Source organism: Chamaesiphon sp. (assembly GCF_041737865.1).
Lineage (GTDB): Bacteria > Cyanobacteriota > Cyanobacteriia > Cyanobacteriales > Chamaesiphonaceae > Chamaesiphon.
In genome coordinates this window covers 23574-47861 of the sequence record NZ_JBGSQZ010000049.1, presented here as the reverse complement: position 1 = coordinate 47861, position 24288 = coordinate 23574, and the positions used below count along the sequence as shown (strand labels likewise).

Below are 24288 nucleotides of genomic sequence, written 5' to 3'. Positions count from 1 at the left end.
CACTTCGGACATCTCGCCATCATCTTTATATGGTTGAGCGGGATGTATTTCCACGGTGCTCGTTTCTCCAATTATGAAGCGTGGCTCACCGACCCAACTGGGATCAAACCTAGTGCCCAAGTCGTCTGGTCGATCGTCGGTCAAGACATCCTCAATGCTGACGTTGGCGGCGGTTTTCATGGAATTCAAATCACCTCTGGTTTGTTCCAATTGTGGAGATCGTCTGGGTACACCAACTCCACACAGCTTATGGCTACAGCAATTGGCGGTCTCGTCATGGCTGGGTTGATGCTGTTTGCTGGTTGGTTTCACTATCACAAACGTGCTCCCAAACTGGAGTGGTTCCAGAATGTAGAGTCGATGATGAACCACCATCTGGCTGGTTTACTCGGTCTTGGCTGTCTATCTTGGGCAGGTCATCAGATCCACGTCGCTCTACCTATAAATAAATTACTAGATTCTGGTGTCGCACCTAAGGATATTCCTTTACCCCACGAATTCTTGGATCCTGCCAAGATGGCCGAACTGTATCCCAGTTTTGCTAAGGGTTTAACCCCGTTCTTTACATTGAACTGGGCTGAATATGCAGACTTCCTCACCTTCAAAGGTGGTCTGAACCCTACCACTGGCGGTCTCTGGTTATCCGATACGGCTCACCATCACCTAGCTCTGGCTGTACTCTTTATCGTTGCTGGTCACATGTACCGGACGAACTGGGGCATCGGTCACAGTATGAAAGAAATTTTAGAAAATCATCGCGGACCCTTTACTGGCGCAGGTCACAAAGGTCTATATGAAATTCTTACTACTTCCTGGCACGCTCAGTTAGCAATTAACTTGGCAATGTTAGGGTCGATCAGCATCATCGTGGCACAACACATGTATGCGATGCCTCCCTATCCTTACCTCGCTACTGACTACGCTACTCAGCTATCGTTATTTACCCACCACATGTGGATTGGCGGTTTCTGTGTCGTCGGTGGAGCTGCTCACGCAGGGATCTTCATGGTGCGGGATTACGACCCAGCAATGAACCAGAACAACCTACTCGATCGAATGTTGCGTCACCGCGATGCAATCATCTCGCATCTGAACTGGGTGTCGATGTTCCTTGGTTTCCACAGCTTCGGTCTGTATGTCCACAACGACACCATGCAGGCTTTGGGTCGTCCCCAGGATATGTTCTCAGACAAAGCAATTCAATTGCAACCCGTATTTGCTCAGTGGATTCAAGGCTTGCACACTGCTGCGGCTGGAAATACTGCTCCAAATGCTCTGCAAACTGCTAGTCTCGCTTTTGGCGGCGATACCCTCGCTGTCGGTGGCAAAGTGGCGATGATGCCGATTGTATTGGGTACGGCGGACTTTATGGTTCACCACATCCACGCTTTCACCATTCATGTCACCGTCCTCATTCTCCTTAAAGGTGTCTTGTTCGCTCGTAGCTCTCGGTTAATTCCCGACAAAGCTAGTTTGGGCTTCCGCTTCCCCTGCGACGGTCCTGGTCGTGGTGGTACCTGCCAAGTTTCTGGTTGGGATCACGTCTTCCTCGGTCTGTTCTGGATGTACAACGCCATCTCGGTTGTAATCTTCCACTTTAGTTGGAAAATGCAGTCAGATGTCTGGGGTACTGTCGATGCCGATGGTACGGTTTCGCACATTGCTGGTGGTAACTTTGCTGCTAGTGCAGTCAATATCAATGGTTGGCTGCGGGACTTCATGTGGGCGCAATCGGCTCAAGTCATCAACTCCTATGGTTCGGCTCTGTCCGCCTACGGTTTGATCTTCTTGGGTGCACACTTCATCTGGGCGTTCAGCTTGATGTTCCTCTTCAGCGGTCGCGGCTACTGGCAAGAATTGATCGAGTCGATCGTTTGGGCGCACAACAAGCTCAACTTTGGACCAGCAATTCAACCTCGCGCTCTGAGCATTATCCAGGGTCGGGCTGTAGGTGTAGCTCACTATCTCCTTGGAGGTATTGCGACAACCTGGGCATTCTTCTTAGCTCGATCTCTATCGATCTGACAAACTTTGCCTGCTTTCGATGTCAGTCAACAGGCTTAATATCCCAAGATTGACATCGATCGAATCTGGATATCCAGGTTCGATACATCACTAACAATGATGCTAATCAATGCCACACGAGATGGTTACAGTTAGCATCATCTCTACTGTAATCATCTCGTCCGTCCGCGAGGAAATCCGATAAGAAAACTATGGCAACTAAATTCCCTAAATTTAGCCAAGACCTCGCTCAAGACCCGACCACTCGTCGGCTCTGGTACGGGATTGCCACGGCTCACGACTTTGAAAGCCACGATGGCATGACTGAGGAAAATCTTTACCAAAAGATTTTCGCAACTCACTTCGGTCATCTGGGCATCATCTTCCTCTGGGCATCTGGCAACCAGTTCCACGTAGCTTGGCAAGGCAACTTTGAACAGTGGATTAAAGATCCACTGAACGTCAGTCCGATCGCTCATGCAATTTGGGATCCCCACTTCGGTCAACCAGCAGTTGATGCTTTTACCCAAGGTGGCGCGACTAATCCAGTCAACATCGCTTACTCTGGTGTTTACCAATGGTGGTACACGATCGGAATGCGGACGAACGAAGACTTATACTCAGGCTCGATCTTCTTGCTCCTCCTGGCTTCAGTCATGCTATTCGCTGGCTGGTTGCACTTGCAACCAAAATTCCGTCCGAGCTTGTCTTGGTTCAAGAATGCTGAATCTCGCCTTAACCACCATTTATCCGGTTTGTTTGGCGTAAGTTCTTTAGCTTGGACTGGTCACTTAGTCCACGTTGCCATCCCTGAATCTCGCGGTCAGCACGTTGGTTGGGACAATTTCACCACTACCTTACCTCACCCTGCTGGATTAGCACCCTTCTTCACAGGTAACTGGGGTGTATATGCAGAAAATCCAGATACCGCTCAACAGATGTTTGGGACTTCCCAAGGTGCTGGAACAGCAATCTTGACTTTTTTGGGTGGCTTCCATCCTCAGACTCAATCCTTGTGGTTGACTGATATGGCGCATCACCACCTAGCAATCGCGGTGATTTTCATCGTTGCTGGGCACATGTATCGCACCAACTTTGGGATCGGTCACAGCATTAAGGATATCCTCAATGCTCACAAACCACCTGGAGGAAGACTCGGTGAAGGTCATAAAGGTCTTTATGACACGATCAATAACTCCCTTCACTTCCAACTAGGCTTGGCATTGGCTTCACTGGGTGTGATCACCTCCTTGGTGGCTCAACACATGTACTCCATGCCGCCTTACGCGTTCTTGGCACAGGACTTTACCACCCAAGCCGCACTCTACACTCATCACCAGTATATTGCTGGGTTCTTGATGGTTGGAGCCTTCGCCCACGGTGCGATCTTCTGGGTTCGTGATTACGATCCAGATCAAAACCGAAATAACGTTCTAGCGCGGATGTTAGAGCACAAAGAGGCAATTATTTCCCACCTTAGTTGGGTGTCTCTGTTCTTAGGTTTCCACACCCTCGGTCTTTACGTGCACAATGATGTCGTAGTTGCCTTTGGGACACCTGAGAAGCAAATCTTAATCGAACCAGTATTTGCACAGTGGGTTCAAAGTAGCCACGGTAAATTACTCTACGGTTTTGATACTTTACTTTCAAACGCAGATAGTTTAGCTTCCACCACTAGTGCAGTTTACCTGCCAGGTTGGTTGGATGCCATCAACTCCGGTACGAACTCCTTGTTCTTGACCATCGGCCCTGGTGACTTCTTGGTTCACCATGCGATCGCTCTCGGACTCCACACCACCACCTTGATCTTGGTCAAAGGTGCGTTGGATGCTCGTGGTTCCAAACTAATGCCCGACAAGAAAGACTTCGGCTACGCCTTCCCTTGTGACGGCCCCGGTCGTGGTGGTACTTGTGACATCTCTGGTTGGGATTCGTTCTACCTGGCAATGTTCTGGATGCTCAACACCTTAGGGTGGGTAACATTCTACTGGCACTGGAAACACTTAGGTATTTGGCAAGGTAACGTCGCCCAATTCAATGAGTCCTCGACTTATCTGATGGGTTGGTTACGCGATTACCTCTGGCAGAACTCCTCACAGTTAATCAACGGCTACAACCCTTACGGGATGAACAATCTGTCTGTATGGGCATGGATGTTCCTCTTCGGACACCTCGTCTGGGCGACTGGCTTTATGTTCCTGATTAGCTGGCGTGGATACTGGCAAGAGTTGATCGAAACTGTTGTCTGGGCACACGAGCGGACTCCACTTGCGAACGTAGTTCGTTGGAAAGACAAGCCTGTTGCAATGTCGATCGTTCAAGGTCGGGTTGTCGGTTTAGCTCACTTCACAGCGGGTTATATCCTTACCTACGCAGCCTTCTTAATTGCCTCGACTGCTGGTAAGTTCGGATAGCTAAACTTATCATCAGTTAAATAAAATCCCTCGTCACTTAGTGGCGGGGGATTTTTAGATTCAGTCAGTTATAATCGATTTATGGATTACGAATGGGACACGACCAAAGCAGATACCAACTTTAAAAAACATGGGGTAAGCTTTGAAGAAGCTCAAACAGTTTTTAATAATCCTTTATCAATGATTTTTGATGATGAATTACATTCATCGTTAGCAGAATATCGAGAGATTATTATCGGTCATTCCCAACAGAATCGGCTACTGCTAGTTAGCTTTACCGAATGTCCCCAAGCTATTCGCATTATTAGTGCCCGTCCAACGACTCAAAGAGAACGAGAAGATTATGAAAACAACTTATTCTAATCCAGCTCCAGATGATGAAGATGATTTGGCCACCGAATACACTTTTGACTATACCAAGGCAAAACCTAATAGATTTGCGACACGAGACTCTAACTCAACAATGACTGTCATCGTCTTAGATGAGGATATTGCTCAAGTCTTCCCTACATCAGAAGCGGTTAATAAAGCTCTCCGGCAATTAATTGAAACTTTCTCATAAGGCAGCCAACGAAAAGTTTTTCATCTTTGCATAACACTTTAAGCTTTCTCTATTTATTGGTAGTCCTTTTTGATTAAGCCAATCATGATAATCTGTATGAATCCAACCTTTGATTAAAATTATGTTATCTTGATCGGTTGCAAGAGAAGGATCTTCAGATTCGCCCTCAATATGGTGTGCATGTTTCTCATCTTCATCTGTAAAAGGTTCCTCACACAAAAGACAAATGCTATTTTGTCTTTTCAATTTCCCAATTACAGAATTTTTTAACGCCTCTTGGTGTTTAGCTTTAATATTTGATGAAAGTGCAAGCTGAGGATTTCTGGCAACTATACAAGCTAAGAGGGCAAGGCTAGCTCTATAGTCACTTGCTCGCTTAGGGTTTTCTTCAGCTAATGTTTCAAGAAGAGCATAAAGCCCTACTGGCTTTATTGCTGCTGAGACACCAAATTTGTCAAATCGAATAGGATCTCTAACTAAATAAGCTTTAACAACATCTCTATGGTTGTTGACGATTGAGTTTGAAGCTTTTTGACGTTGTATTGACTCTCAGAAAGATTTGACATAAGGTTGTTCCTCTGGCTCAGGACAGATTGATGCTCTAAATAAGTTTCTAGAAAATTTCGAGTACTGTTCGTACCCATATCTATACTAAAGTGCCCAAAATATTGCTGCTTATAACAGTGCAATGAAGAAATCGATCATTTCAAACACACCGCCTTCAATATTGCATTAGAATTAAGCCACAGAATGTATGGTAAGTGATACCTATTGCATGGATTTCAGACAGATTATATCTGACAAATATCGATCGACCTCTGATAATTAGAAAATTGAACAGGGGGTACGATCGACTAGACGGCTAAAATAGAGTCAAGATTTAAATAATTTAGTGAAATATGTAAGAAATATGAACAGCCTCTACAGTAAAATCGATTCCCGACGTATCCCTATCTACTCGCTCCAAGATGCTGCCCGTTATTTACGGATTCCAGTTAGTACAATTAGATCCTGGACGATTGGACATAACTATCCCGTAAAAAGTGGCTCCAACTTTTTCGCGCCTATTATTGATATCTCCCCATCCAAACCCTATTTACTCTCTTTTACCAACCTCGTCGAAATTCATGTCTTACGGGCTATTCGTCAGCATCACAAAATTCAACTCAATCGAGTTAGAGATGCTCTCGATTTTATGGATGAAAGATTTCAAGTGGCTCATCCCCTTGCAACTCAAGAATTTAGTACTGATGGCGTGGATTTATTCATCGATCGTTATGGAGAATTAATTCAAGCTAGCCAAGTAGAGCGGAGTCAATTAAGACTAGCAATTAATACACATCTAGAACGGATCGAGCCAGATGATGGAGGACTTGCTATTAAATTGTATCCCTTCACTCGTTCTCACGAAGAAAATAATCCCCGCATTGTGGTTATAGATCCGCGAGTTGCTTTTGGGCGAAGAACGATCGATGGTACGGGAATAGCAACTAGTATCTTAAAAGAACGCTACTCGGCGGGAGATTCGATCGATGAACTTGCTATCGATTATGATTGTGACAGGCTCTCGATCGAAGAAGCAATTAGATGTGAGCTCTCGACGATTTCTGCATGATTGAATTGGCATCTACAACATTTTTTATAGATCGTTGTCTGGGCAATAAGCTAATTGTAGAAACTTTACGATCGGCAGGTGTCAATGTTGAAATTGATGATGACCATTTTGGTAAAAATACTCAAGATGTCGATTGGATTCCAGAAATTGGCACAAGAGGATGGGTTATTTTAACTAAAGATGCCAGAATCGGTAAAAATAAAATAGAACGCCTAGCTGTAGCAGATGCGGGAGTGAGAATGTTTGTTTTAGTCTCTCAAAATCTTTCAGGAGCGGACATGGCAAATATTTTTCTTGAAGCTATTCCCGAAATAGAAAAATTCCTCCTCAAAAATATTGCTCCTTTCATTGCGAAAGTCGATCGAGACAGTAAGGTTAAAGTATGGAAAGATAATCCAGACTTATTATCGGAACTTGATGGCTTTCTTAAATAGACATTATCGATATCGACATTCTGAAAACATCGATTTTGCAGATATTTAGGGTGATGGATGATAAATTAGATCGATTTCATCTCCAGCAAAATTCGAGAGATTATTTCTATGACAATTAACTTCTATAGTTATTGGAAGTTAATTGTCATACCTGGGATCTATTGCTGCTGAGAATGCCCACATTGGTTGCAGTAGGGTAAATTCTTATAAGTGAGATGATGACAGTTTTGGCATTCACTCAGTTGATAATAACTGCAATGAGGACAGTAAATATCGGACGATCGAATCTTCCTAGCACAGTTGACGCACTGAGATTTTTGAACTCTATTGGCTGTCTGAATTTTGGAATTGAAGACAAATTCTTGGAAGACTTTAATCAGTCCAAATCCAATTAGTGGCACTAGCAAAATATAAATGTAGCTAATTAGGAACAGTAGGCTCCCAAATAGTTGATAGACAATACTTGAGATTAGATTGAAGATTACCCCAATTTGAAGAAATTCAAGAACTTTGAAAAGTAAAGGAATCAGGAAGATTACTAATAGATGCCAGCTAATCAAGGCAATTAGCCCATAACCTCGTCTTTGGGCAAAGTTATTAACTACTAATGCTCCCAATAGCAATGGTAGTAGAAATATAAACTGAAAACCAAATTGAATACTAGGATACCAGAAGGATGCTCGATCGTAACTACTTTTAAGTAGATTAAATTTATTACTATCTTTAAGGATACTAATAAAAGCACTGCTTTCTGGCTTGGCAACTAGTACATTTTCAAGCTCGGTGTTTTTTTGCTTGAGGGTGGAAATCTTAACATTATTTTGCTCTAATATCTGTTTGGCTTTTTCCGCTCCAACTTGATTTATCGATCTATCTCGTTCTTGCCCAGCTATTTTATCCAATAAAGATGAGTCGTATTGACTCTTAATAGTCTGATTTGCCGATTCTAGTTTGCTGATATCTGCTTGTTGTCGGTCGATACTTACTACAGTCTTTTGATTTTCACTCGTGTTTATTTTATCTCTAATTCCAGCATACTCAAAACAGATATTAGAAATAGTACCTAATTTATTTTTGACATCTTCTTTGTATTTTTGACTGAGATCGACTTGTGGAGAAGGGCTACTATAGTCGTAACTATCTACATCCCTAGTCTTTAATAGAATTGCCTGTCTGATGACATCATAATCTTTACCATTTGTAGTTTTAGTTCGATAACTATTCCACTCGGAATAACATGGATGAGCTTGGGTTGGATTGAGATGCCATCTACTAATATCATCGAGTCCAGCGAATACATTAGTGAGGATAAATAGATCGACTAAAAGAATGACGATGAGGCTCATTTTATTGAGTGGCTCATTATTAATCGTTCTAGACCGATCGAACAACCTACTCAAAATCCGACGTACTCTAGCAAACATATAATTTATAAGCTAATTTTTTCAGCCAAAATCATTTTATCCCTTTGTCGATCGACACATGAGTTATTATGTGCCAGATTAACGATCGACCTCACCCCCTCATCAACTTTTTCTGGACAAGTCGAGCATGAAGAGAATATCGGTATAGTGGTTCTCGAAATTCTCTCGATCTAGAAACGATCGAGGGCACATTGGCAACTGGTAATCTAGGGGGTATAGACTTTTGTGACTTCTACGCCTAGTTCTTCACGCCAATCGACTAGAGACTTTGACCATTGTTCTTCCCATTTTTGTGCGAGTAATGGCTTTGCCTTTGCACCGCTACGATAACCTAGAGCGACACATTCCAGCATCCTGTCCAAATCTGCTGGGGATTTGGTTAATGTGCTTAAAAGTCCGCCTGTGAGGAGAATCAAGGACATGGTGCGATGAGTTTGGGCAAGTTCAAAAGACTTTAGCCCAAGTTCTCCAGCGACATCGGTACTAAATCCCCCGACGATGTGCCAAATATCGTGTGTTTGGCGCAAACGTAACATCACATAGCTAATATCATCCTGAACCTTGATGTTGCGGTAGAAGTTAGGATCGAAGTTGGATTCCTTGATGTAGGTAGCATAAGCATACCCGAGGGCATCTGTGGGTAAAGCTAGTAGAGAGTTGAGATCCAGAAGGGGTGGAGTATATCTTTCTCTAATAATTTGCGCGACGGTAGGATCGGACTTCACAAATTCTAGTGCTAGTTGAGTGGCTTTTGTATTTCGCAGTCCATCCTCAATGTCATACACAGAGTCTGTTTGGGTAGGATCTCTGAATAAGGAAATAGCCCCTCTAATTGCCATCAAAAAGTCAAGATGCAGCATTGCTCTACCGATCGCCATAGAAATTTCCTCCGTTTTATAGATAATACACCCGCTCCGTCACTCTAACAGAGCTAAAATAGTAGGGTGAGGCTAAATCGAAGATCGGGTAAATGACACGGCTAAGACGAGCATCTACACAGCCTTTCTTCCTTGTCGATCGAGGTGACGACACATTCAACTAGATTAGTCGAATCAAGTAGGGTTTAAACCCATAAGTTAAAAGATTTGGTATTGCCGAGAAAGATGCCCGATCTTGCCTGATGACTTGCATTTGAATAAGTGACCTGCTACCTTAGTATTCCCTAGCAAACAATCGGGCATTACAGATACGATCGTAAGTAGCGCAGCATACCTAAATAAAGTCGAAATCATGCTATAAGCATAGATTAATACTCTCGTCAATTTTGGTTGCTGGCAGTGCGATCGCCATTTCAGACTGAGACACAGAAAGACGACTCTTTCTGCGGAACGCGGAGCGAACACACCCGTCAAAACCAAACGTTGAACTAAATTAATTACCGATCCTGCCCGCACTACAATCATGAACCACATAGAAAATCATTTGCACATGAACAATTCAACAACTCCGACTACTTCCAATCAAGAGCCATATTTAGGCCCTCGCTGGTTGGTTGAAGAACGAGATGCTTGTGGAGTGGGGTTTATCGCGTGTCCAGCAGGGGAAACTAGCCACAAGCTGATGGAGCAGACATTAGCAGCTCTGACTTGTATGGAGCATCGTGGTGGTTGTAGTGCGGATCGCGATTCGGGCGATGGTGCGGGGATTTTGACGCAGATTCCTTGGGCATTATTTGACTGTTTGGAGCAGGTAACAGATAGATCCAAGTTGGCGGTGGGGATGCTCTTTTTACCCCAGGATTTAGCAAAACGGGCTGTTGCTAAGAGCATTGTTGCGGATGTCATCAGCCAAGAACAGTGTCAATTAATCAGTTGGCGAGAAGTTCCAGTTAAGCCGGAGACTCTAGGTACTCAAGCGCGGGAAAATCAACCCCACATCGAGCAGGTAGTCATTGCGGGAACTACCACTGGGGACGAATTAGAGCGTCAACTGTACATGGTGCGTCGCAAAATTGTCAAGGCAATGCAAGCCGAAGGGACGATTAAGCCTGGAGATAATTTTTATATTTGCTCGCTTTCTAGTCGGACGATTGTCTATAAGGGCATGGTACGATCGGCTGTATTAGGTCAGTTTTATAGCGATCTAACCAATCCGAAATTTACGGCAGCATTTGCCGTCTACCATCGTCGCTTTAGTACGAATACGATGCCCAAATGGCCGCTGGCACAACCGATGCGGATGTTGGGACACAATGGGGAGATTAATACGCTCTTAGGTAATATTAATGGGATGACGGCGCGGGAAAGCGACCTCAATCATCCGCTGTGGAAAGAGCGGTTACGTGAGTTGCAGCCGATTTTGAATCTAGATAATAGTGATTCGGGGACGTTGGATAATGTCTTGGAATTACTCGTACGTTCTGGTCGTAGTCCGATCGAAGGACTGATGATGATGGTACCAGAAGCGTACAAGAATCAGCCAGAATTAGATAATTATCCTGAAATTACCGACTTTTATGAATATTACTCAGGCTTGCAGGAAGCTTGGGATGGGCCAGCATTACTTGCATTTTCTGATGGTAAGGTAGTTGGGGCTACGCTCGATCGCAATGGATTGCGTCCGGCGCGGTACTGTATTACCAAAGATGGTTATCTCTATGTCGGTTCTGAAGCTGGAGTTGTAGATTTACCTGTAGCAGAGATTGTCGAAAAAGGTCGGTTAGGCCCTGGACAAACGATCGTTGTAGACTTAGAAACTAAAGAGATTTTACACAATTGGGAAGTTAAGCAGCGCGTTGCTAATGCTCATCCCTATGGTGCATGGCTCAAAGCACATCGTCAAACACTTACCGCTGGGAAATTTGAATCTAGCTGTCGGCTGGAGTCACCGAGCTTACTCAGTCAGCAGACTGCATTTGGCTATACCGAAGAAGATGTAGCAATGATCGTCAATGATATGGCAGAAAATGGCAAAGAGCCGACTTTCTGCATGGGCGATGATATTCCGCTGGCGGTGTTGTCAGAAAAAGCGCATCCATTGTATGACTATTTTAAACAACGGTTTGCTCAAGTAACTAACCCCGCGATCGATCCGCTGCGGGAAAAATTAGTGATGTCGCTGGATGTCAGTCTGGGCAAAAAGGGTAATTTACTCGAAGCCAAGCCAGAAGCGGCGGGTTTCCTCAAGCTAAATAGTCCCGTACTCAATGAAGCGGAATTAGAAACAATTAAAGCGTCCTCCCTGGGAAGTGAATTTCTCTCGACGCTGTACTCTGTCGATGATGGTGCTCAAGGATTGAAGGTCGCGATCGACAAATTATGTGCCGCCGCGCTCCAGGCTGTCAAGACAGGTAAACAAATCCTCATCCTCAGTGATTGGAGCCAGGATGGTTTAAATGATGAAATTACTTATATTTCCCCCCTACTCGCTGTCGGTGCAGTGCATCATTATCTGACACAGCAGGGATTGCGGGCGCGGGTATCGCTGGTTGTCGATACCGCCCAATGTTGGAGTACCCACCATTTCGCCTGTCTGATTGGCTTTGGCGCAGCGGCTGTCTGCCCTTATTTGGCGTGGGAATCCGTTCGGAGTTGGTGGCATTCGTCCAAAACTCAAGCCGCGATTGGTCGGAACGAAATTCAGATTAGTATTGAAAAAGCTCAGGCTAACTATCGGAAAGCGATCGAAGATGGATTGCTCAAAATCCTCTCGAAGATGGGCATCTCCCTACTATCATCCTACCAAGGGGCGCAAATCTTTGAAGCGATCGGGATCGGACGAGAAGTTCTAGACATCGCCTTTGTCGGGACAACCTCCCGCATCGGTGGTTTGACAATGGTAGATGTCGCCCAAGAAACCATGTCTTTCCACCACAAGGCATTCCCCAAAGAGCTGAAGAAACTCGAAAACCTCGGCTTCTTTAATTATCGTCCGAGTGGTGAGTACCACATGAATAGCCCGCAACTAGCTAAGGCTCTCCATAAAGCGGTCGATACCTATCCGACTCAAGCGGGTTACGACCACTATGAAGTCTACAAAAAATACCTTCAGGAACGCCCCTTAACGGCTCTACGCGACCTACTCGACTTCCAAACCGATCGAACTGCCATTAGTATCGATGAAGTCGAGCCTGTGGTCGATATTGTCAAACGCTTCTGTACGGGCGGCATGTCCCTCGGTGCACTCTCCCGCGAAGCCCATGAAGTCCTCGCCATCGCCATGAATCGCATCGGTGCGAAATCCAATAGCGGTGAAGGCGGCGAAGATCCCGTCCGCTATAAAACCATCGATGATGCTGTCGATGGTAAATCGGCAATCCTCCCTCACCTCAAAGGGTTACGGAATGGCGATACCGCCAAGAGTGCGATCAAACAAATCGCATCGGGACGATTTGGCGTGACACCTGAATACCTGATGAGTGCCAAGCAAATCGAGATCAAACTCGCTCAGGGTGCCAAACCAGGCGAAGGCGGACAATTGCCTGGGCCAAAAGTCAGCCAGTATATCGCCATGCTCCGCCGCTCGAAACCAGGTGTGATGCTGATTTCACCCCCACCTCACCACGATATTTATTCGATCGAAGATCTGGAGCAACTGATTCACGATCTCCACCAAATCAACCCCGTCGCCAAGGTATCAGTCAAACTAGTAGCCGAAATCGGTATCGGTACCATTGCCGCAGGTGTCGCTAAAGCTAACGCCGATATCATCCAAATCTCTGGACACGACGGCGGTACGGGTGCATCGCCACTATCGTCGATCAAACACGCCGGAAGCCCGTGGGAATTGGGACTAACTGAAGTCCACCGCGTGCTGATGGAAAATCAACTCCGCGATCGCGTGTTACTGCGCGTCGATGGGGGGTTAAAATCAGGCTGGGATATTATCGTCGCCGCGCTGATGGGTGCTGAAGAATATGGCTTCGGATCGATCGCGATGATCGCCGAAGGTTGTATTATGGCACGAGTCTGTCATACCAATAAATGCCCCGTCGGTGTCGCTTCCCAACGCGAAGATCTCCGCGCCCGCTTCCCAGGCATCCCCGAACAAGTAGTCAATTTCTTCCTGTTCATCGCCGAAGAAGTCCGCAGCATATTGGCTCGTCTAGGCTACCGATCGCTCAACGACCTGATCGGACGTGCCGACCTATTTACCCTGCGCCCAGAGGCGAAATTAACCAAAGTAGCAGCGATAAATCTCGACTGCCTCACCCAGCTTCCAGATACTAAGATCGATCGCTCCTTCCTGCTCCACGGCGATGTCCATAGCAACGGAGCCGTCTTAGACGACGAAATCCTGGCAGATGCCGAAATCCAAGCCGCCATCCAGGGACAAGGTGTAGCTACTAAATCTTATAAGGTGGTGAATACAGATCGATCGATCGGTGCGCGGATCTCTGGTGCAATTGCCCTCAAATACGGCGACAGCGCATTTGAAGGACAAATCACCCTCAACTTCGAGGGAGCCGCCGGACAAAGTTTCGGTGCATTCAACCACGAAGGAGTCAGCCTCAACCTCACAGGTGAAAGCAACGACTATGTAGGTAAAGGCATCAACGGTGGCGAAATCGTCATCAAACCCTATACAGGCACCACCTTCGATACCAGCCGCAACGTCATCATCGGCAACACCTGCCTCTACGGAGCCACAGGCGGCTACCTCTACGCCAACGGACGCGCAGGCGAACGCTTTGCCGTCCGCAACTCTCGCGCCACCGCCGTAGTCGAAGGCACAGGCGATCACTGTTGCGAATACATGACAGGCGGTGTGGTAGTAGTCCTCGGACAAGTCGGACGCAACGTCGGCGCAGGAATGACAGGCGGTTTAGGTTATTTCTTGGATGAAGACGATACATTCATCGCCAAAATCAATCCTGAAATCGTCAAATGGCAACGGGTACAAACCGCAGCAGGTGAAAAGCAATTGAAGGATTTAATTGCAGCACATGGTGCGAAAACAGGCTCTCAGAAGGCACAGGAAATCTTGAGTCGCTGGGCGGAGTATTTGCCTAAGTTCTGGCAGTTGGTACCGCCTTCGGAGGCGGAAACGCCAGAGGCTAGTGCGAAACAGGCGGTCAGTGCTTAGATTATAATATCATCAACGTTTAAGGTAAAGTGGAGTAATTCACTTTACCTTTTCTTTCGATCTAAATTATTGAGATTGTTGGTGAAAATTGAAATATCCGCTCAAATCTAATATTGAACCTCTTGCTCAACGGCTCCATCCGTTAATGCTAAAAATGAATTTGCCCTAGAGCATAAGATTCCAATATTTACTTCAGAAGAAAAGTAATTTGGTTCCCATTTTTGCATCTTAAACGTATTGCTGAGAACTAAAATAGAGGTCGGTCTTACTTGAGTTTGAAGCTGTCGTCTATATCGATATTCTGATAACTGTCCTACACCGAGACGAATACGTGGCTGGAAATTCCGTCTATTAATTGTCTTAATCTCAAAAATGGTTTCATAACCATTCTTTTCTGCAAGTAAATCAACTGAGTTTGGATCGTCAGTCACAGTGTATGAGAGTTCAGTCAATCTAGTTGCAAGCTGTGCAATGATTTCTTGGTGCTGACGTGTTTTGTCTCGCAGCCGTATTCTACCCCGAACAATGTTTTCAACATTAACTTCAACGTTTACGTCAACAATTTCAGGAATACTTGGGGAAAACGGTCTCAGATTAATTTCTGATACATCGGCAACCGTAGGAGGACTGTCAATTTCATCTCGCAATTCAATATCAGGATAGTTATTCGACAGGTATTCCTGGCTACGTAACTCATCAGGTGCTATCCATTGAGATTCAATGCTTGGGCTTCCAAAGAAACCATACCAAGATAAAGCGTTTTCACTCTTGGTTGAAGAACTTTGTGATATCCAAAAAGTTGTTGGATCGTTATGGAAATCTAAAATAGTTTGAAGTTGCTCAATTTCGGCTAAAGCCAGAGGAGATAAAGAAATTTTGTTATCTTCCTTAACTACAAAATCACTTCGATCCAAAAACTGAAACCATTCTTGAATATCTCGTAACCTTCGCGAATCTACATCTGTTTTTTCACCTGTCTGCCTTAGATTTAATAATTTTGCATAAGCATCTTGCCAATCACTATTACGAATCGTGGGTACAAGTGCTAAAAGACACTCATGACTATTTAAGGTCGGAGAATGGCTTTGTCGATAAAGTTCAACTAATACTTGTAAAATCAGCACTCCTGGCTTCACCAAAATTCCTGAATTGGTATCCAGTTCTGTCCGAGTTGTTGGAATACTCATTCCTGCTTGCGATAATTCTTCTTCTAGTGCAGGCGAGATGTCTGTTTTATGCCCATTGGGATATTGGTACGCAAGAACTTGAGATGAAAAAAGTTCAGAGTAACCAATCGTACCATCGATATACATCAATCCGATTGATGTTAAGTGTGGCTGTTTAATATATTTTGTTGAATAAATTAGACCTAGCTCAGATAGTATCTGTTGATAATCCCTCCAAGCATCCACCTGACCAGAATCTTTTCTGATATTTAGGGTGAAAACCTCGTCAGCAACTAAAGCCTGATTAACTAGCCGTCTATAATTAGGGTATTCCCTAAATCTATATGCAGACTCAAGAAGAGCAAAAACCTCTCTAGGATTTACTCTTCCCATGTGATGGTTGAAAGACCAAGAATATCCTGGATAAGGAAGCGTCAAAATACCAACTCCTTTTTCTTAGTATTCAGTAGAGCCGTTTTAATAGATTGTCCAACTGCACGGGCAAGTAATGGTGGTACCGCATTTCCCACCTGCCGATACTGCGCTGTTGTGGTACCTAAAAATCTGTACCAATCAGGAAATGATTGAAGGCGTGCTGCCTCTCTAACAGTAATGTGTCGGGGAAGATATGGATGAATATGAGGTCTACCACCCCCAGCTTTAGAACCAACTAATACCGTCCCTGAAGGTCTTTCTGGATCGATTCTATCTGTATGGTCTATTTTGTCTCTCCCACCTTGAGGAATCTTTTCATATCGGCTACGTACTCTATCTCCATGAATACGAATGTCCTGATTATATAGCCCGTCAACATCTTCTAGAGCTAATCTAGCGGGTATCCAATCTGGTAGGTTGTGATTATCCAAATCTAACTTTGATGGGTTGCGGTACTCAGGAATAGGAAATATAAATTTAGTCGGCTGACGAAATCCCACAACGAATACTCTCTTTCTAATTTGTGGAACTCCATAATCAGCAGAATTTAACGTATCGGTGTGAATGTCATATCCTGTTTCCGCTTGGAAATGGTAGTAGAGCTTTTTCCAATCTTCACCGCCGTTGAGGGTTAATAATCCTGGTACATTCTCAAACAGAAACGCCTCTGGCTGTAACTCATTAATAAGGCGAATATAGTCAAAAACAAGTTGTCCTCGTAAATCTGAAAAAGAGGCTCTTTGCCCCAAAATACTGAACGATTGACAAGGCGGGCCTCCTACCATGAGACTTATTTTGTCTGCCTTAATAATTTCTCTGACTTCCTGACCTTTTAAGTCACGGACATCTTTGGCTTCTGCTATACAATCTCGGAAGTTATAGGAAATAGTATCACAGTAATATTGAACTTCATCGTTCGCATACCCAAAATCAAACCCTGCCAGCGATAGCCCTAGATCTAATCCACCTCCACCTGAAAATAGAGAGACGGCGACAAACTCCTTATTCCTTTGTCGGGGCAGATGTAGAGCATTGAGAGCGGTAAGATGAGAGTTCATCAAGGTTTTAAGAGCTTGCCTTACAAGGGTTCTAAATATGTGATTATATCTCAAAAGTGACGCTTAGTTGCCCTGGATGATAATAATTTGGCTTTCTGAGTCAGTTCTGGGTCGATTTGGTTACAATGAGGTCAAGCTACTAGAACAAGCTATTGCCAAACTGAAGACTCGCCCTATTAGCGATCGAGATCGAATCTCGATCGAGCCGACAAGACTATACGCGATCGAGAATTTAGTTAAAATATTCACAGATAGCCAAAGGTAGCAAAGATGAATCATCAATTACAACAAGTACTGACAGAGATCGATCGATTGTCATCAACGGAACAAATCCAAGTAATCGAACACATCACAGTCAATCTCAAAGAGATAGTGCCAACGACACAGCCCAGCAAAAGTAAATCCTGGCGCGACTTAGCCGGAATCGCACCCAATTTATTGAGTGGTGAAGATGCTCAAGCATGGGTAAATAGAGAGCGAAATGAGTGGTCGCAGCGCGAAGAACAGATCCTGGCTGACTGATGAAAAGAGAACAAGCGATCGCAGGAGTGAGGCTAATATTTTTAGATACGGCTCCAGTTATTTATTATATCGAGCGACACCCAACTTTTTTTCCGCTGGTACGACCGATATTTGAGAGCTTGAGCGATGGAGATTTACGAGCGGTAAGTTCGCCTATAACTCTAGCTGAATGCTCAATCGTGCCCTATCGACAGGGATTGTTAGAACTGCAACAAGATTTTACAGATGCTTTGGTACGGAATGAAAGTGTGATATTTAGAATCACCGACGAACTAGTAGCAATTGAAGCAGTAAAAATGAGAGTCAAATACGGATTGAAGTTACCAGATGCAATCCAAGTTGCTACGGCGATTGTTTCTACTTGTGACGCTTTTTTAACCAATGATATTGCATTGAGTAAGGTTACAGAAATTCGAGCGATTGTGGTAAGTGAGTTAATACTGTAAAGTACTTAAAATAAAGCTAGCCCAAAGTAACTATACCTAGACTGAGTTACTGGAACAAGCCATTGCCAAACTGAAGACTCGCCCTATTAGCGAACAAGATTCGATCTCGATCGATCCTAAATGAGAATTTGAGTTGTGGATCGATCGACCTTACCCTACTGAATCGATCGCAAAGCCTTGATAGAATAGAGATAGTGACTCACTAAAACCATGAAATACCCTCTCCATACCGTCTCAAAACCCGTTTCCGGTAGTGAAGCCGAGAAACTAGCCCAAGCAATCCAAAGCGGTGGACACACAGCTAATGAAATCGCTCTAGCTTTAATGCAGCAAATCGCCGCACGTCGCCTTCAGAAATCTGCAAATGCCTCCAAATAGTAAATTTGCAGACGTTGACTTTTCCGCGATACCAGTCGAGCGTGTTACTCCTGTATTAGCAGAACTAGGACAAGGGTTTCGTTGTGCGCGGGGAGAATTTGTTACCTATTGGCGAAAAGGGCGGATTCAGCGAGAGATTAACGCCAGAATTAGCCAATGTTGGATATTGCAATGTGAGGATTCTTTGGCTGGGTATATCACCCTGATTGCTGATAAATTAGAGATCGATCGACCGATTTTAATTGATGAAGACGTTCGATATCAAACATTTCCAGCCATCAAGATTGGTTTGCTCGCAGCCGACAAGAGAGCAAAAGGTGCAGGTCGTCTACTGGTAGAGTGGGCGATAGAATATGTAGCAGGTGAGATCGCGCCGACTATCGGTGTCAGATTTCTAACGGTTGATGCCATGTATGATGCGGATTTAACACCACATTATGATGCTTCTGGCTTTTATGAAAAGTTTGGTTTCAAATTTGTCAACTCCGAAGAATCCTTACCACCTTCGACTCCCTACCGAACGATGTATCTCGATCTCAAACCTCTAATCGATTTGTTGGACAGCTCTGATTAGAATAAAATTAGACCAGATTAACTATACATAGACTGATTTGTAGGACTGAGTTACACAGAACAAGCTATTGTCAAACTGAAGACTCGCCCTATTAGCGATCGAGATCTGAGATCGATCGATCCTAGACAAGAATTTGGTACTTTGAGTTGTCGATCGATCTCAAAGTATTGCAGTAGGTAAATCGAGTAGACTAAAAGAGTAGATTATTGAATCATGGAGACAATAATATGACATTAGCTGAAGTACTTCCTGGGGCGCGACAACTTTCCGCTGTCGAGAAACTCAAACTAATTCGGATTCTCGCAGAAGACTTAGACACCGCCGAGGACATTTCACCACTAGAGCCATTCAAAACCTACGATCTTCCCACACCCTACGATAGCTTTGGGGCTGGGGCAATTTTAATGGCGAGTCTATCTTCACCTCAACCGTAGATTGTCAATAGAATATGAGATTCAAATATTCAACCACTAATCCAACCCAGAACGAGTTCGATAGTCTGCCCAGAATTCTCTTAGTCTTGAGACGAGGAGATCGCCGAATTGAAGCGATTGGCTTGGTGGATAGTGGGGCTACAGTGAATGTCTTACCTTACGAACTAGGTATTCAACTAGGTGCCGAATGGGACGATAATAAGGCTATTATTCAATTATCAGGCAATCTTGGTAATCAGCCAGCAATGCCTTTAGCTGTAACTGCTGAAATCGAAGCCTTTCCCCCAACCGAATTACTATTCGCCTGGACACACAGCCAAAATGTGCCACTTATTCTCGGTCAAACCAACTTTTTCCTGGAATTTGATGTCTGCTTTTATCGCTCTCGATCGGAGTTTGAAATTAAACTAAAGTCTCGATCCTATCGATTCTCTACCGAAATGCCATGCCAACTAAGTGAAGAGCTATTCCTCATTTAGATTTAATTCAATGTCAAAAAAAGATCGACAATCTGATTTAGTAGATCGTGAGGATCTGAGTTATTATTAGCAGCAATTTGTCTGAGCCTAGTAATATTATCTGAAGATAATCGGAGTGGTGCAAATCGATCGGTAGCTATCACCAAACATCAGAGTTGTGTTACTATAAGATAGATACAACTCTGATGTTGTCTAAGGCTCTGTTGCTGATTCCGATAACCGTGACTTTACCCCCATTTGACGACCTAGGAAATCTGCCATCTGGTATCTACCAAGTAAGTTGGACTGATTTTCACGAAAGGTTCGCTAATAATTCTCACCGACAACAGGTTCTAGTTGGGTTAAAGCAGGCTCTCAGGGAACTGGCGATTGCAGGTTGTCACACTGTTTATATTGGTGGGAGTTTTGTCACCAGCAAAGAGCAACCGAATGATTTTGATGGCTGTTTCGATCCGATGACAGTAGATTTGTATAGTCTAGATCCGGTTTTTGACAGTGCAGCCGCTCAACAAGATCGGTTTGGAGGAGATCTTAAACCCAATCCCAATTTTGTTGGTTTTTTTCAAACAGATAGAGATGGTAATTCTAGAGGAGTTATCGAGATCGATCCTCGCGAAGTATTGCATTCACCATAATTTATACCTGGGAAATGAGCAATGATCCAAAACGAACGTCAATATAAAGTTACTAAAGCTAAATTAAAAGATTTAGAGCAAGAATTATTAGCACTTTTAGAAAATCGAGAATTACCTATGAATACTCATTCTCGCTTGATGAAAATGCAAAGTGCAGCTTTGGAAGATCAAATTCAGGTGATGTACGGAGAGATCGCCGAGTATGAGAATTTAAAAGATGGTAAAGTAAGGATTACGATCGATCGCCTATCTGAATTACCGATCGCATTAATTAAAGCGAGAATTTCAGCCGGAATGACTCAAGGAGAACTAGCAGATACGATCGGGATTAAAGAACAACAAATTCAACGATATGAAGCAAATCATTATCAGGCAGTGGGATTCGATCGATTGTTAGAAATTGCCAAAATTCTGTCGATCGAATTAGTCGATGAAGCAGTACTGCAACTTAGTCGTTAATCCGATCGTAGTTAACAAAAATCATTAGTAGCAATTTTACGGGGATGCTACTTAAACAGCTAAACTGGATGATATTCGGAACGCGATCGACAATCAAGGCGTAGCTACTAAATCATACAAGGTGGTGCATACCGATCGCTCGATTCTCCGAAGGAGACGCTCCGCGATCGGTGCCCGCATCTCCGGTGCAATTGCCCTTAAATATGGCGACAGCGCATTTGAAGGACAACTCACCCTCAACTTCGAGGGAGCCGCCGGACAAAGCTTCGGTGCATTAGGGTCTCTTTTCTTATTTACTGGCAATTGGGATAGTGCTTTTGCCCTATATTTTCTCACTTCATTCTTAACCTCCGTGTAAATACATACGCTCTCACAAGTCCGAGAAAAATATATCTCTGCGGGGAAGTCAAGAATTTTGTACTTTGATTTAGGAATAGATCGATTAAAATAAAACTAGACCAGATTAACTAGACCTAGACTGATTTGTATAACTAAGTTGCTAGAAGAAGCGATCGCACAACTAAAAACTCGTCCCATCAGCGAGCAAGACTCGATTCGATCCTAAATGAGAATTTGATGATTTGAGTTGTGGATCGATCGAATAGCTTACTAAGCTGAATTTTTAGGATTAACTTCAAAATTTAACTGCGATCTGTGAAAGCAAATATCAAACTCGATAAAGAAATTAACCTGTCCCAATAGTAGGGGAATATCCGTCGCCTTCGTCCAAGCAAAAACAAGCTGTACTGGCTCAAATTGACCGACAACAGCCCGAACAACAACTGCACGGGTTCATGCTGCCCTATATTTCCAGCTAAATCTAGCGGGACTTTCTGTTGACTCCAGACAAATCCTAGTTCAAGACCTATTTCATATGGCAATAAGTTAAGCATTGCCCCCGTATCGAGCAATCCTTCTGCCATTACTACCCGATCTCCATTCATCAGGGCAATCGGCAAAAAAGGTCTGAATCCAGCTTCACCCATTTCTGGATTTACAGAAGTGAATGGAAATCTAATCGGCTGAGTCATGTTTGCTGTTGCTGTTTAGACTGTTCCAAAAATTCCAGCATTGCTTGGGCTGCACCAAAAGAATTGTCAGGAGAAGAAACCTCATATGGTACTCCAGGTTGGAGCAAATTAGCTTCTTCTTGTGCTAGACCTGAAACCAGAACTTGGACAGCATAAAGTTTATCCGCACGATTTAAGTCTCGTAACGACTTGAGCAAATTTCCTGACAGCATAAGAATTACTATGACTAATGCAGTGTACTAATTATCATAGCTTTATTCGATTCGATTACAATAAAATTAACCCAGATTAACTATACCTATACTGATTTGTATGACTGAGTTACTGGAACAAGCTATTGCCAAACTGAAGACCCGCCCTATTAGCGAACAAGACTCGCTCTCGATCGACCCTAGACGAAAATTTGATACTTTGAATTGGCGATTATCTCCGGCAGGCTATGCCAACGATCGAATAGCTTAATTATCAGCTTAATCCCCAGAAAGCATGAAGCCGAGCACTCCTAAAGGTTGGTATTCAAACTAAGACTGCTATGTACCTACAGCGACTTGAGAATTTAAAGATCGATCGCACACAGATCCCCGACTGCTCTGAGCAGTCGGGGATCTGTGATGGCTGAAACAAATTCTTGCATGTCCACGATCGAGAGGTTGAATTGTAAAGAAATGCAAATATAATTAAATTTGGTAGAGTATTGATTAGAACGTCGATCGTATAGGGGTAGTAGGAATAAATGCGTGTAGCCATTGCAGGAGCAGGTTTAGCCGGACTAGCTTGTGCTAAATATTTGTCAGATGCCGGACATACCCCCATCTTGTTTGAGAGTCGGGATGTATTGGGTGGTTTAGTTGCGGCTTGGAAGGATGAGGATGGCGACTGGTACGAAACTGGACTCCATGCTTTCTTTGGGGCTTATCCAAACATGCTCCAGTTGATGAAGGAGCTGGGAATTGAAGACCACTTGCAATGGAAAGAACACGCTCTGATCTTCAATCAGCCAGAGAAGCCAGGTAAGTACTCATACTTCAGCGTGCCGGACATCCCAGCACCTTTTAACGTCATTGTTTCGATCCTGAAAAATAATGACATGCTGACTTGGGAGCAAAAAATCAAGTTTGCCCTCGGCTTGTGGCCAGCAGTCTTGCGAGGACGCAAGTATGTCGAAGACATGGACAAGTACAGCTTGCTCGAATGGCTGCGACGTCAGGGAATCGACGATCGAGTTAATTCGGATATCTTTGTGGCGGCATCCAAAGCTTTAACTTTTATCAATCCTGAAGATGTATCGGCAACGATTCCATTGACTGCGATCAACAAGTTCCTCAAGGAACGCTATGGCTCCAAAATCGCCTTTCTAGATGGGTCGCCGACCGAACGATTGTGTCAGCCTATTGTGGAGCATTTTGAAGCCCGTGGCGGCGAGATTCGGATGGAGAAGCCACTCAAACAAATCGTACTGAATGATGATGGGACGGTCAAGCATTTTGTGATGCGGGGAATTAATGGTCAGTCGGATGAAATCGTCGTGGCTGATGCCTATGTGTCGGCAATGCCTGTCGATGTCATCAAGATCCTCATGCCCGAACCGTGGCGGAAGATTGATTTCTTTGAGAAAATGCAGGAATTGGAAGGTGTGCCAGTGATTAACCTGCACCTTTGGTTCGATCGCAAGTTGACTGATATCGATCATCTGCTATTTTCGCGATCGGATATTCTGAGTGTCTATGCTGATATGAGCGTAGCTTGCAAGGAGTATGAAGACCCAGATCGATCGATGCTAGAACTGATTATCGCTCCAGCCAAAGATTGGATCGACAAATCCGACGAAGAGATCGTAGCGGCGACCATGACCGAACTAGAACGCTTGTTCCCACAGCATTTGACTGGCGATAGTCCTGCTAAATTACGTAAATCTAAAGTAGTCAAGACACCTCGATCGGTTTATACTGCATCTCCAGGGCGACAAGATTGCCGACCGAGCCAATCTACGCCGATTTCCAATTTCTTTCTTGCTGGTAGCTACACGATGCAAGAGTATCTTGGGAGTATGGAAGGTGCGGTACTTTCTGGTAAGCTTGCAGCACAGGAGATCGCCAATTATCAGCCCACAGTCGCAAAATCACTAGCTACTGCGGTTTAGGGCAGAGGGGATCGGGGATTGGGGATAGACCAATTAGTGACTAGCGATCGCAGA

General features: G+C 44.3%; 25 protein-coding genes and 1 pseudogene. 19 read left to right on the top strand and 7 right to left on the bottom strand.

Features of this window, described 5'->3' with window-relative positions:
- From psaA to ACEW9J_RS03710, 4 genes are all read left to right on the top strand, one after another.
- The coding region (gene psaA / locus ACEW9J_RS03725; protein ID WP_373543797.1) for a photosystem I core protein PsaA at positions 1-2025 on the top strand (2025 nt) is incomplete at its 5' end.
- Between the two features lie 191 nt (positions 2026-2216).
- Positions 2217-4418: a photosystem I core protein PsaB gene (gene psaB / locus ACEW9J_RS03720; RefSeq protein ID WP_373543796.1), complete on the top strand. Its 2202-nt coding sequence runs from the start codon at positions 2217-2219 to the stop codon at positions 4416-4418.
- Positions 4419-4499: 81 nt separating this feature from the next.
- On the top strand, positions 4500-4781 hold the full coding sequence (locus ACEW9J_RS03715; RefSeq protein ID WP_373543795.1) for a BrnT family toxin: 282 nt from the start codon (positions 4500-4502) through the stop codon (positions 4779-4781).
- Positions 4762-4980, top strand: coding sequence for a hypothetical protein (locus tag ACEW9J_RS03710; protein WP_373543794.1), 219 nt, complete (start codon positions 4762-4764; stop codon positions 4978-4980). Before ACEW9J_RS03715 ends, ACEW9J_RS03710 begins: the two co-directional genes overlap by 20 nt.
- Here the strand turns inward: ACEW9J_RS03710 and ACEW9J_RS03705 are convergent.
- Positions 4975-5226 carry an HNH endonuclease gene (locus ACEW9J_RS03705; RefSeq protein ID WP_373543793.1) on the bottom strand — a complete coding sequence of 84 codons (252 nt, stop codon included), beginning with the start codon at positions 5224-5226 and terminating at the stop codon, positions 4975-4977. The genes ACEW9J_RS03710 and ACEW9J_RS03705 overlap by 6 nt on opposite strands.
- A 664-nt stretch (positions 5227-5890) precedes the next feature.
- Between ACEW9J_RS03705 and ACEW9J_RS03700 the strand changes: the two genes are divergently transcribed.
- Positions 5891-6595 (top strand): DUF433 domain-containing protein, encoded by a 705-nt coding sequence (locus tag ACEW9J_RS03700; RefSeq protein WP_373543792.1) that lies wholly within the window; start codon positions 5891-5893, stop codon positions 6593-6595.
- Positions 6592-7029, top strand: a complete 438-nt coding sequence (locus ACEW9J_RS03695; RefSeq protein ID WP_373543791.1) for a hypothetical protein — start codon at positions 6592-6594, stop codon at positions 7027-7029. The genes ACEW9J_RS03700 and ACEW9J_RS03695 overlap by 4 nt, the downstream gene beginning before the upstream one ends.
- 158 nt (positions 7030-7187) lie before the next feature.
- Here the strand turns inward: ACEW9J_RS03695 and ACEW9J_RS03690 are convergent, their stop codons facing one another.
- Positions 7188-8453, bottom strand: a complete 1266-nt coding sequence (locus ACEW9J_RS03690; RefSeq protein ID WP_373543790.1) for a hypothetical protein — start codon at positions 8451-8453, stop codon at positions 7188-7190.
- A 206-nt stretch (positions 8454-8659) separates the two neighbouring features.
- Positions 8660-9331 carry a Coq4 family protein gene (locus ACEW9J_RS03685; RefSeq protein ID WP_373543789.1) on the bottom strand — a complete coding sequence of 224 codons (672 nt, stop codon included), beginning with the start codon at positions 9329-9331 and terminating at the stop codon, positions 8660-8662.
- A 550-nt stretch (positions 9332-9881) separates the two neighbouring features.
- Between ACEW9J_RS03685 and ACEW9J_RS03680 the strand changes: the two genes are divergently transcribed.
- Complete coding sequence (locus ACEW9J_RS03680; protein WP_373543788.1) at positions 9882-14477, top strand: glutamate synthase-related protein; 4596 nt, start codon at positions 9882-9884, stop codon at positions 14475-14477.
- Between the two features lie 107 nt (positions 14478-14584).
- Here the strand turns inward: ACEW9J_RS03680 and ACEW9J_RS03675 are convergent, their stop codons facing one another.
- Positions 14585-16081 carry a hypothetical protein gene (locus tag ACEW9J_RS03675; RefSeq protein WP_373543787.1) on the bottom strand — a complete coding sequence of 499 codons (1497 nt, stop codon included), beginning with the start codon at positions 16079-16081 and terminating at the stop codon, positions 14585-14587.
- Complete coding sequence (locus ACEW9J_RS03670; RefSeq protein WP_373543786.1) at positions 16078-17136, bottom strand: DNA cytosine methyltransferase; 1059 nt, start codon at positions 17134-17136, stop codon at positions 16078-16080. The genes ACEW9J_RS03675 and ACEW9J_RS03670 overlap by 4 nt, the downstream gene beginning before the upstream one ends.
- A 76-nt stretch (positions 17137-17212) precedes the next feature.
- On the opposite strand from ACEW9J_RS03670, the gene ACEW9J_RS03665 reads away from it, so the two are divergent.
- The 10 genes and pseudogenes from ACEW9J_RS03665 to ACEW9J_RS03620 all read left to right on the top strand — a co-directional run.
- Positions 17213-17401 (top strand): hypothetical protein, encoded by a 189-nt coding sequence (locus ACEW9J_RS03665; protein ID WP_373543785.1) that lies wholly within the window; start codon positions 17213-17215, stop codon positions 17399-17401.
- 5 nt (positions 17402-17406) lie between these two features.
- On the top strand, positions 17407-17658 hold the full coding sequence (locus ACEW9J_RS03660) for a hypothetical protein (protein ID WP_373543784.1): 252 nt from the start codon (positions 17407-17409) through the stop codon (positions 17656-17658).
- On the top strand, positions 17658-18104 hold the full coding sequence (locus ACEW9J_RS03655) for a type II toxin-antitoxin system VapC family toxin (RefSeq protein ID WP_373543783.1): 447 nt from the start codon (positions 17658-17660) through the stop codon (positions 18102-18104). The genes ACEW9J_RS03660 and ACEW9J_RS03655 overlap by 1 nt, the downstream gene beginning before the upstream one ends.
- A 210-nt stretch (positions 18105-18314) precedes the next feature.
- Positions 18315-18482 (top strand): hypothetical protein, encoded by a 168-nt coding sequence (locus ACEW9J_RS03650; RefSeq protein WP_373543782.1) that lies wholly within the window; start codon positions 18315-18317, stop codon positions 18480-18482.
- Positions 18469-19056, top strand: a complete 588-nt coding sequence (locus tag ACEW9J_RS03645; RefSeq protein WP_373543781.1) for a GNAT family N-acetyltransferase — start codon at positions 18469-18471, stop codon at positions 19054-19056. The genes ACEW9J_RS03650 and ACEW9J_RS03645 overlap by 14 nt, the downstream gene beginning before the upstream one ends.
- Positions 19057-19283: 227 nt before the next feature.
- Positions 19284-19490, top strand: a complete 207-nt coding sequence (locus ACEW9J_RS03640; protein WP_373543780.1) for a hypothetical protein — start codon at positions 19284-19286, stop codon at positions 19488-19490.
- A 14-nt stretch (positions 19491-19504) separates the two neighbouring features.
- Positions 19505-19969 carry a hypothetical protein gene (locus tag ACEW9J_RS03635; protein ID WP_373543779.1) on the top strand — a complete coding sequence of 155 codons (465 nt, stop codon included), beginning with the start codon at positions 19505-19507 and terminating at the stop codon, positions 19967-19969.
- Between the two features lie 185 nt (positions 19970-20154).
- Positions 20155-20604, top strand: coding sequence for a hypothetical protein (locus ACEW9J_RS03630; RefSeq protein WP_373543778.1), 450 nt, complete (start codon positions 20155-20157; stop codon positions 20602-20604).
- Positions 20605-20625: 21 nt separating this feature from the next.
- Positions 20626-21063 carry a helix-turn-helix transcriptional regulator gene (locus ACEW9J_RS03625; RefSeq protein ID WP_373543777.1) on the top strand — a complete coding sequence of 146 codons (438 nt, stop codon included), beginning with the start codon at positions 20626-20628 and terminating at the stop codon, positions 21061-21063.
- Between the two features lie 70 nt (positions 21064-21133).
- Positions 21134-21337, top strand: a pseudogene (locus ACEW9J_RS03620) (hypothetical protein); the annotation flags it as partial.
- 367 nt (positions 21338-21704) lie between these two features.
- Here the strand turns inward: ACEW9J_RS03620 and ACEW9J_RS03615 are convergent.
- Both ACEW9J_RS03615 and ACEW9J_RS03610 read right to left on the bottom strand, forming a co-directional pair.
- On the bottom strand, positions 21705-22094 hold the full coding sequence (locus tag ACEW9J_RS03615; protein WP_373543776.1) for a hypothetical protein: 390 nt from the start codon (positions 22092-22094) through the stop codon (positions 21705-21707).
- Positions 22091-22306 carry a hypothetical protein gene (locus ACEW9J_RS03610; RefSeq protein ID WP_373543775.1) on the bottom strand — a complete coding sequence of 72 codons (216 nt, stop codon included), beginning with the start codon at positions 22304-22306 and terminating at the stop codon, positions 22091-22093. Before ACEW9J_RS03610 ends, ACEW9J_RS03615 begins: the two co-directional genes overlap by 4 nt.
- Positions 22307-22406: 100 nt before the next feature.
- Between ACEW9J_RS03610 and ACEW9J_RS03605 the strand changes: the two genes are divergently transcribed.
- Together ACEW9J_RS03605 and pds are read left to right on the top strand one after the other, a co-directional pair.
- Positions 22407-22556 carry a hypothetical protein gene (locus ACEW9J_RS03605; protein ID WP_373543774.1) on the top strand — a complete coding sequence of 50 codons (150 nt, stop codon included), beginning with the start codon at positions 22407-22409 and terminating at the stop codon, positions 22554-22556.
- 271 nt (positions 22557-22827) lie between these two features.
- On the top strand, positions 22828-24234 hold the full coding sequence (gene pds / locus ACEW9J_RS03600) for a 15-cis-phytoene desaturase (protein ID WP_373543773.1): 1407 nt from the start codon (positions 22828-22830) through the stop codon (positions 24232-24234).
- Positions 24235-24288: the final 54 nt, after the last annotated feature.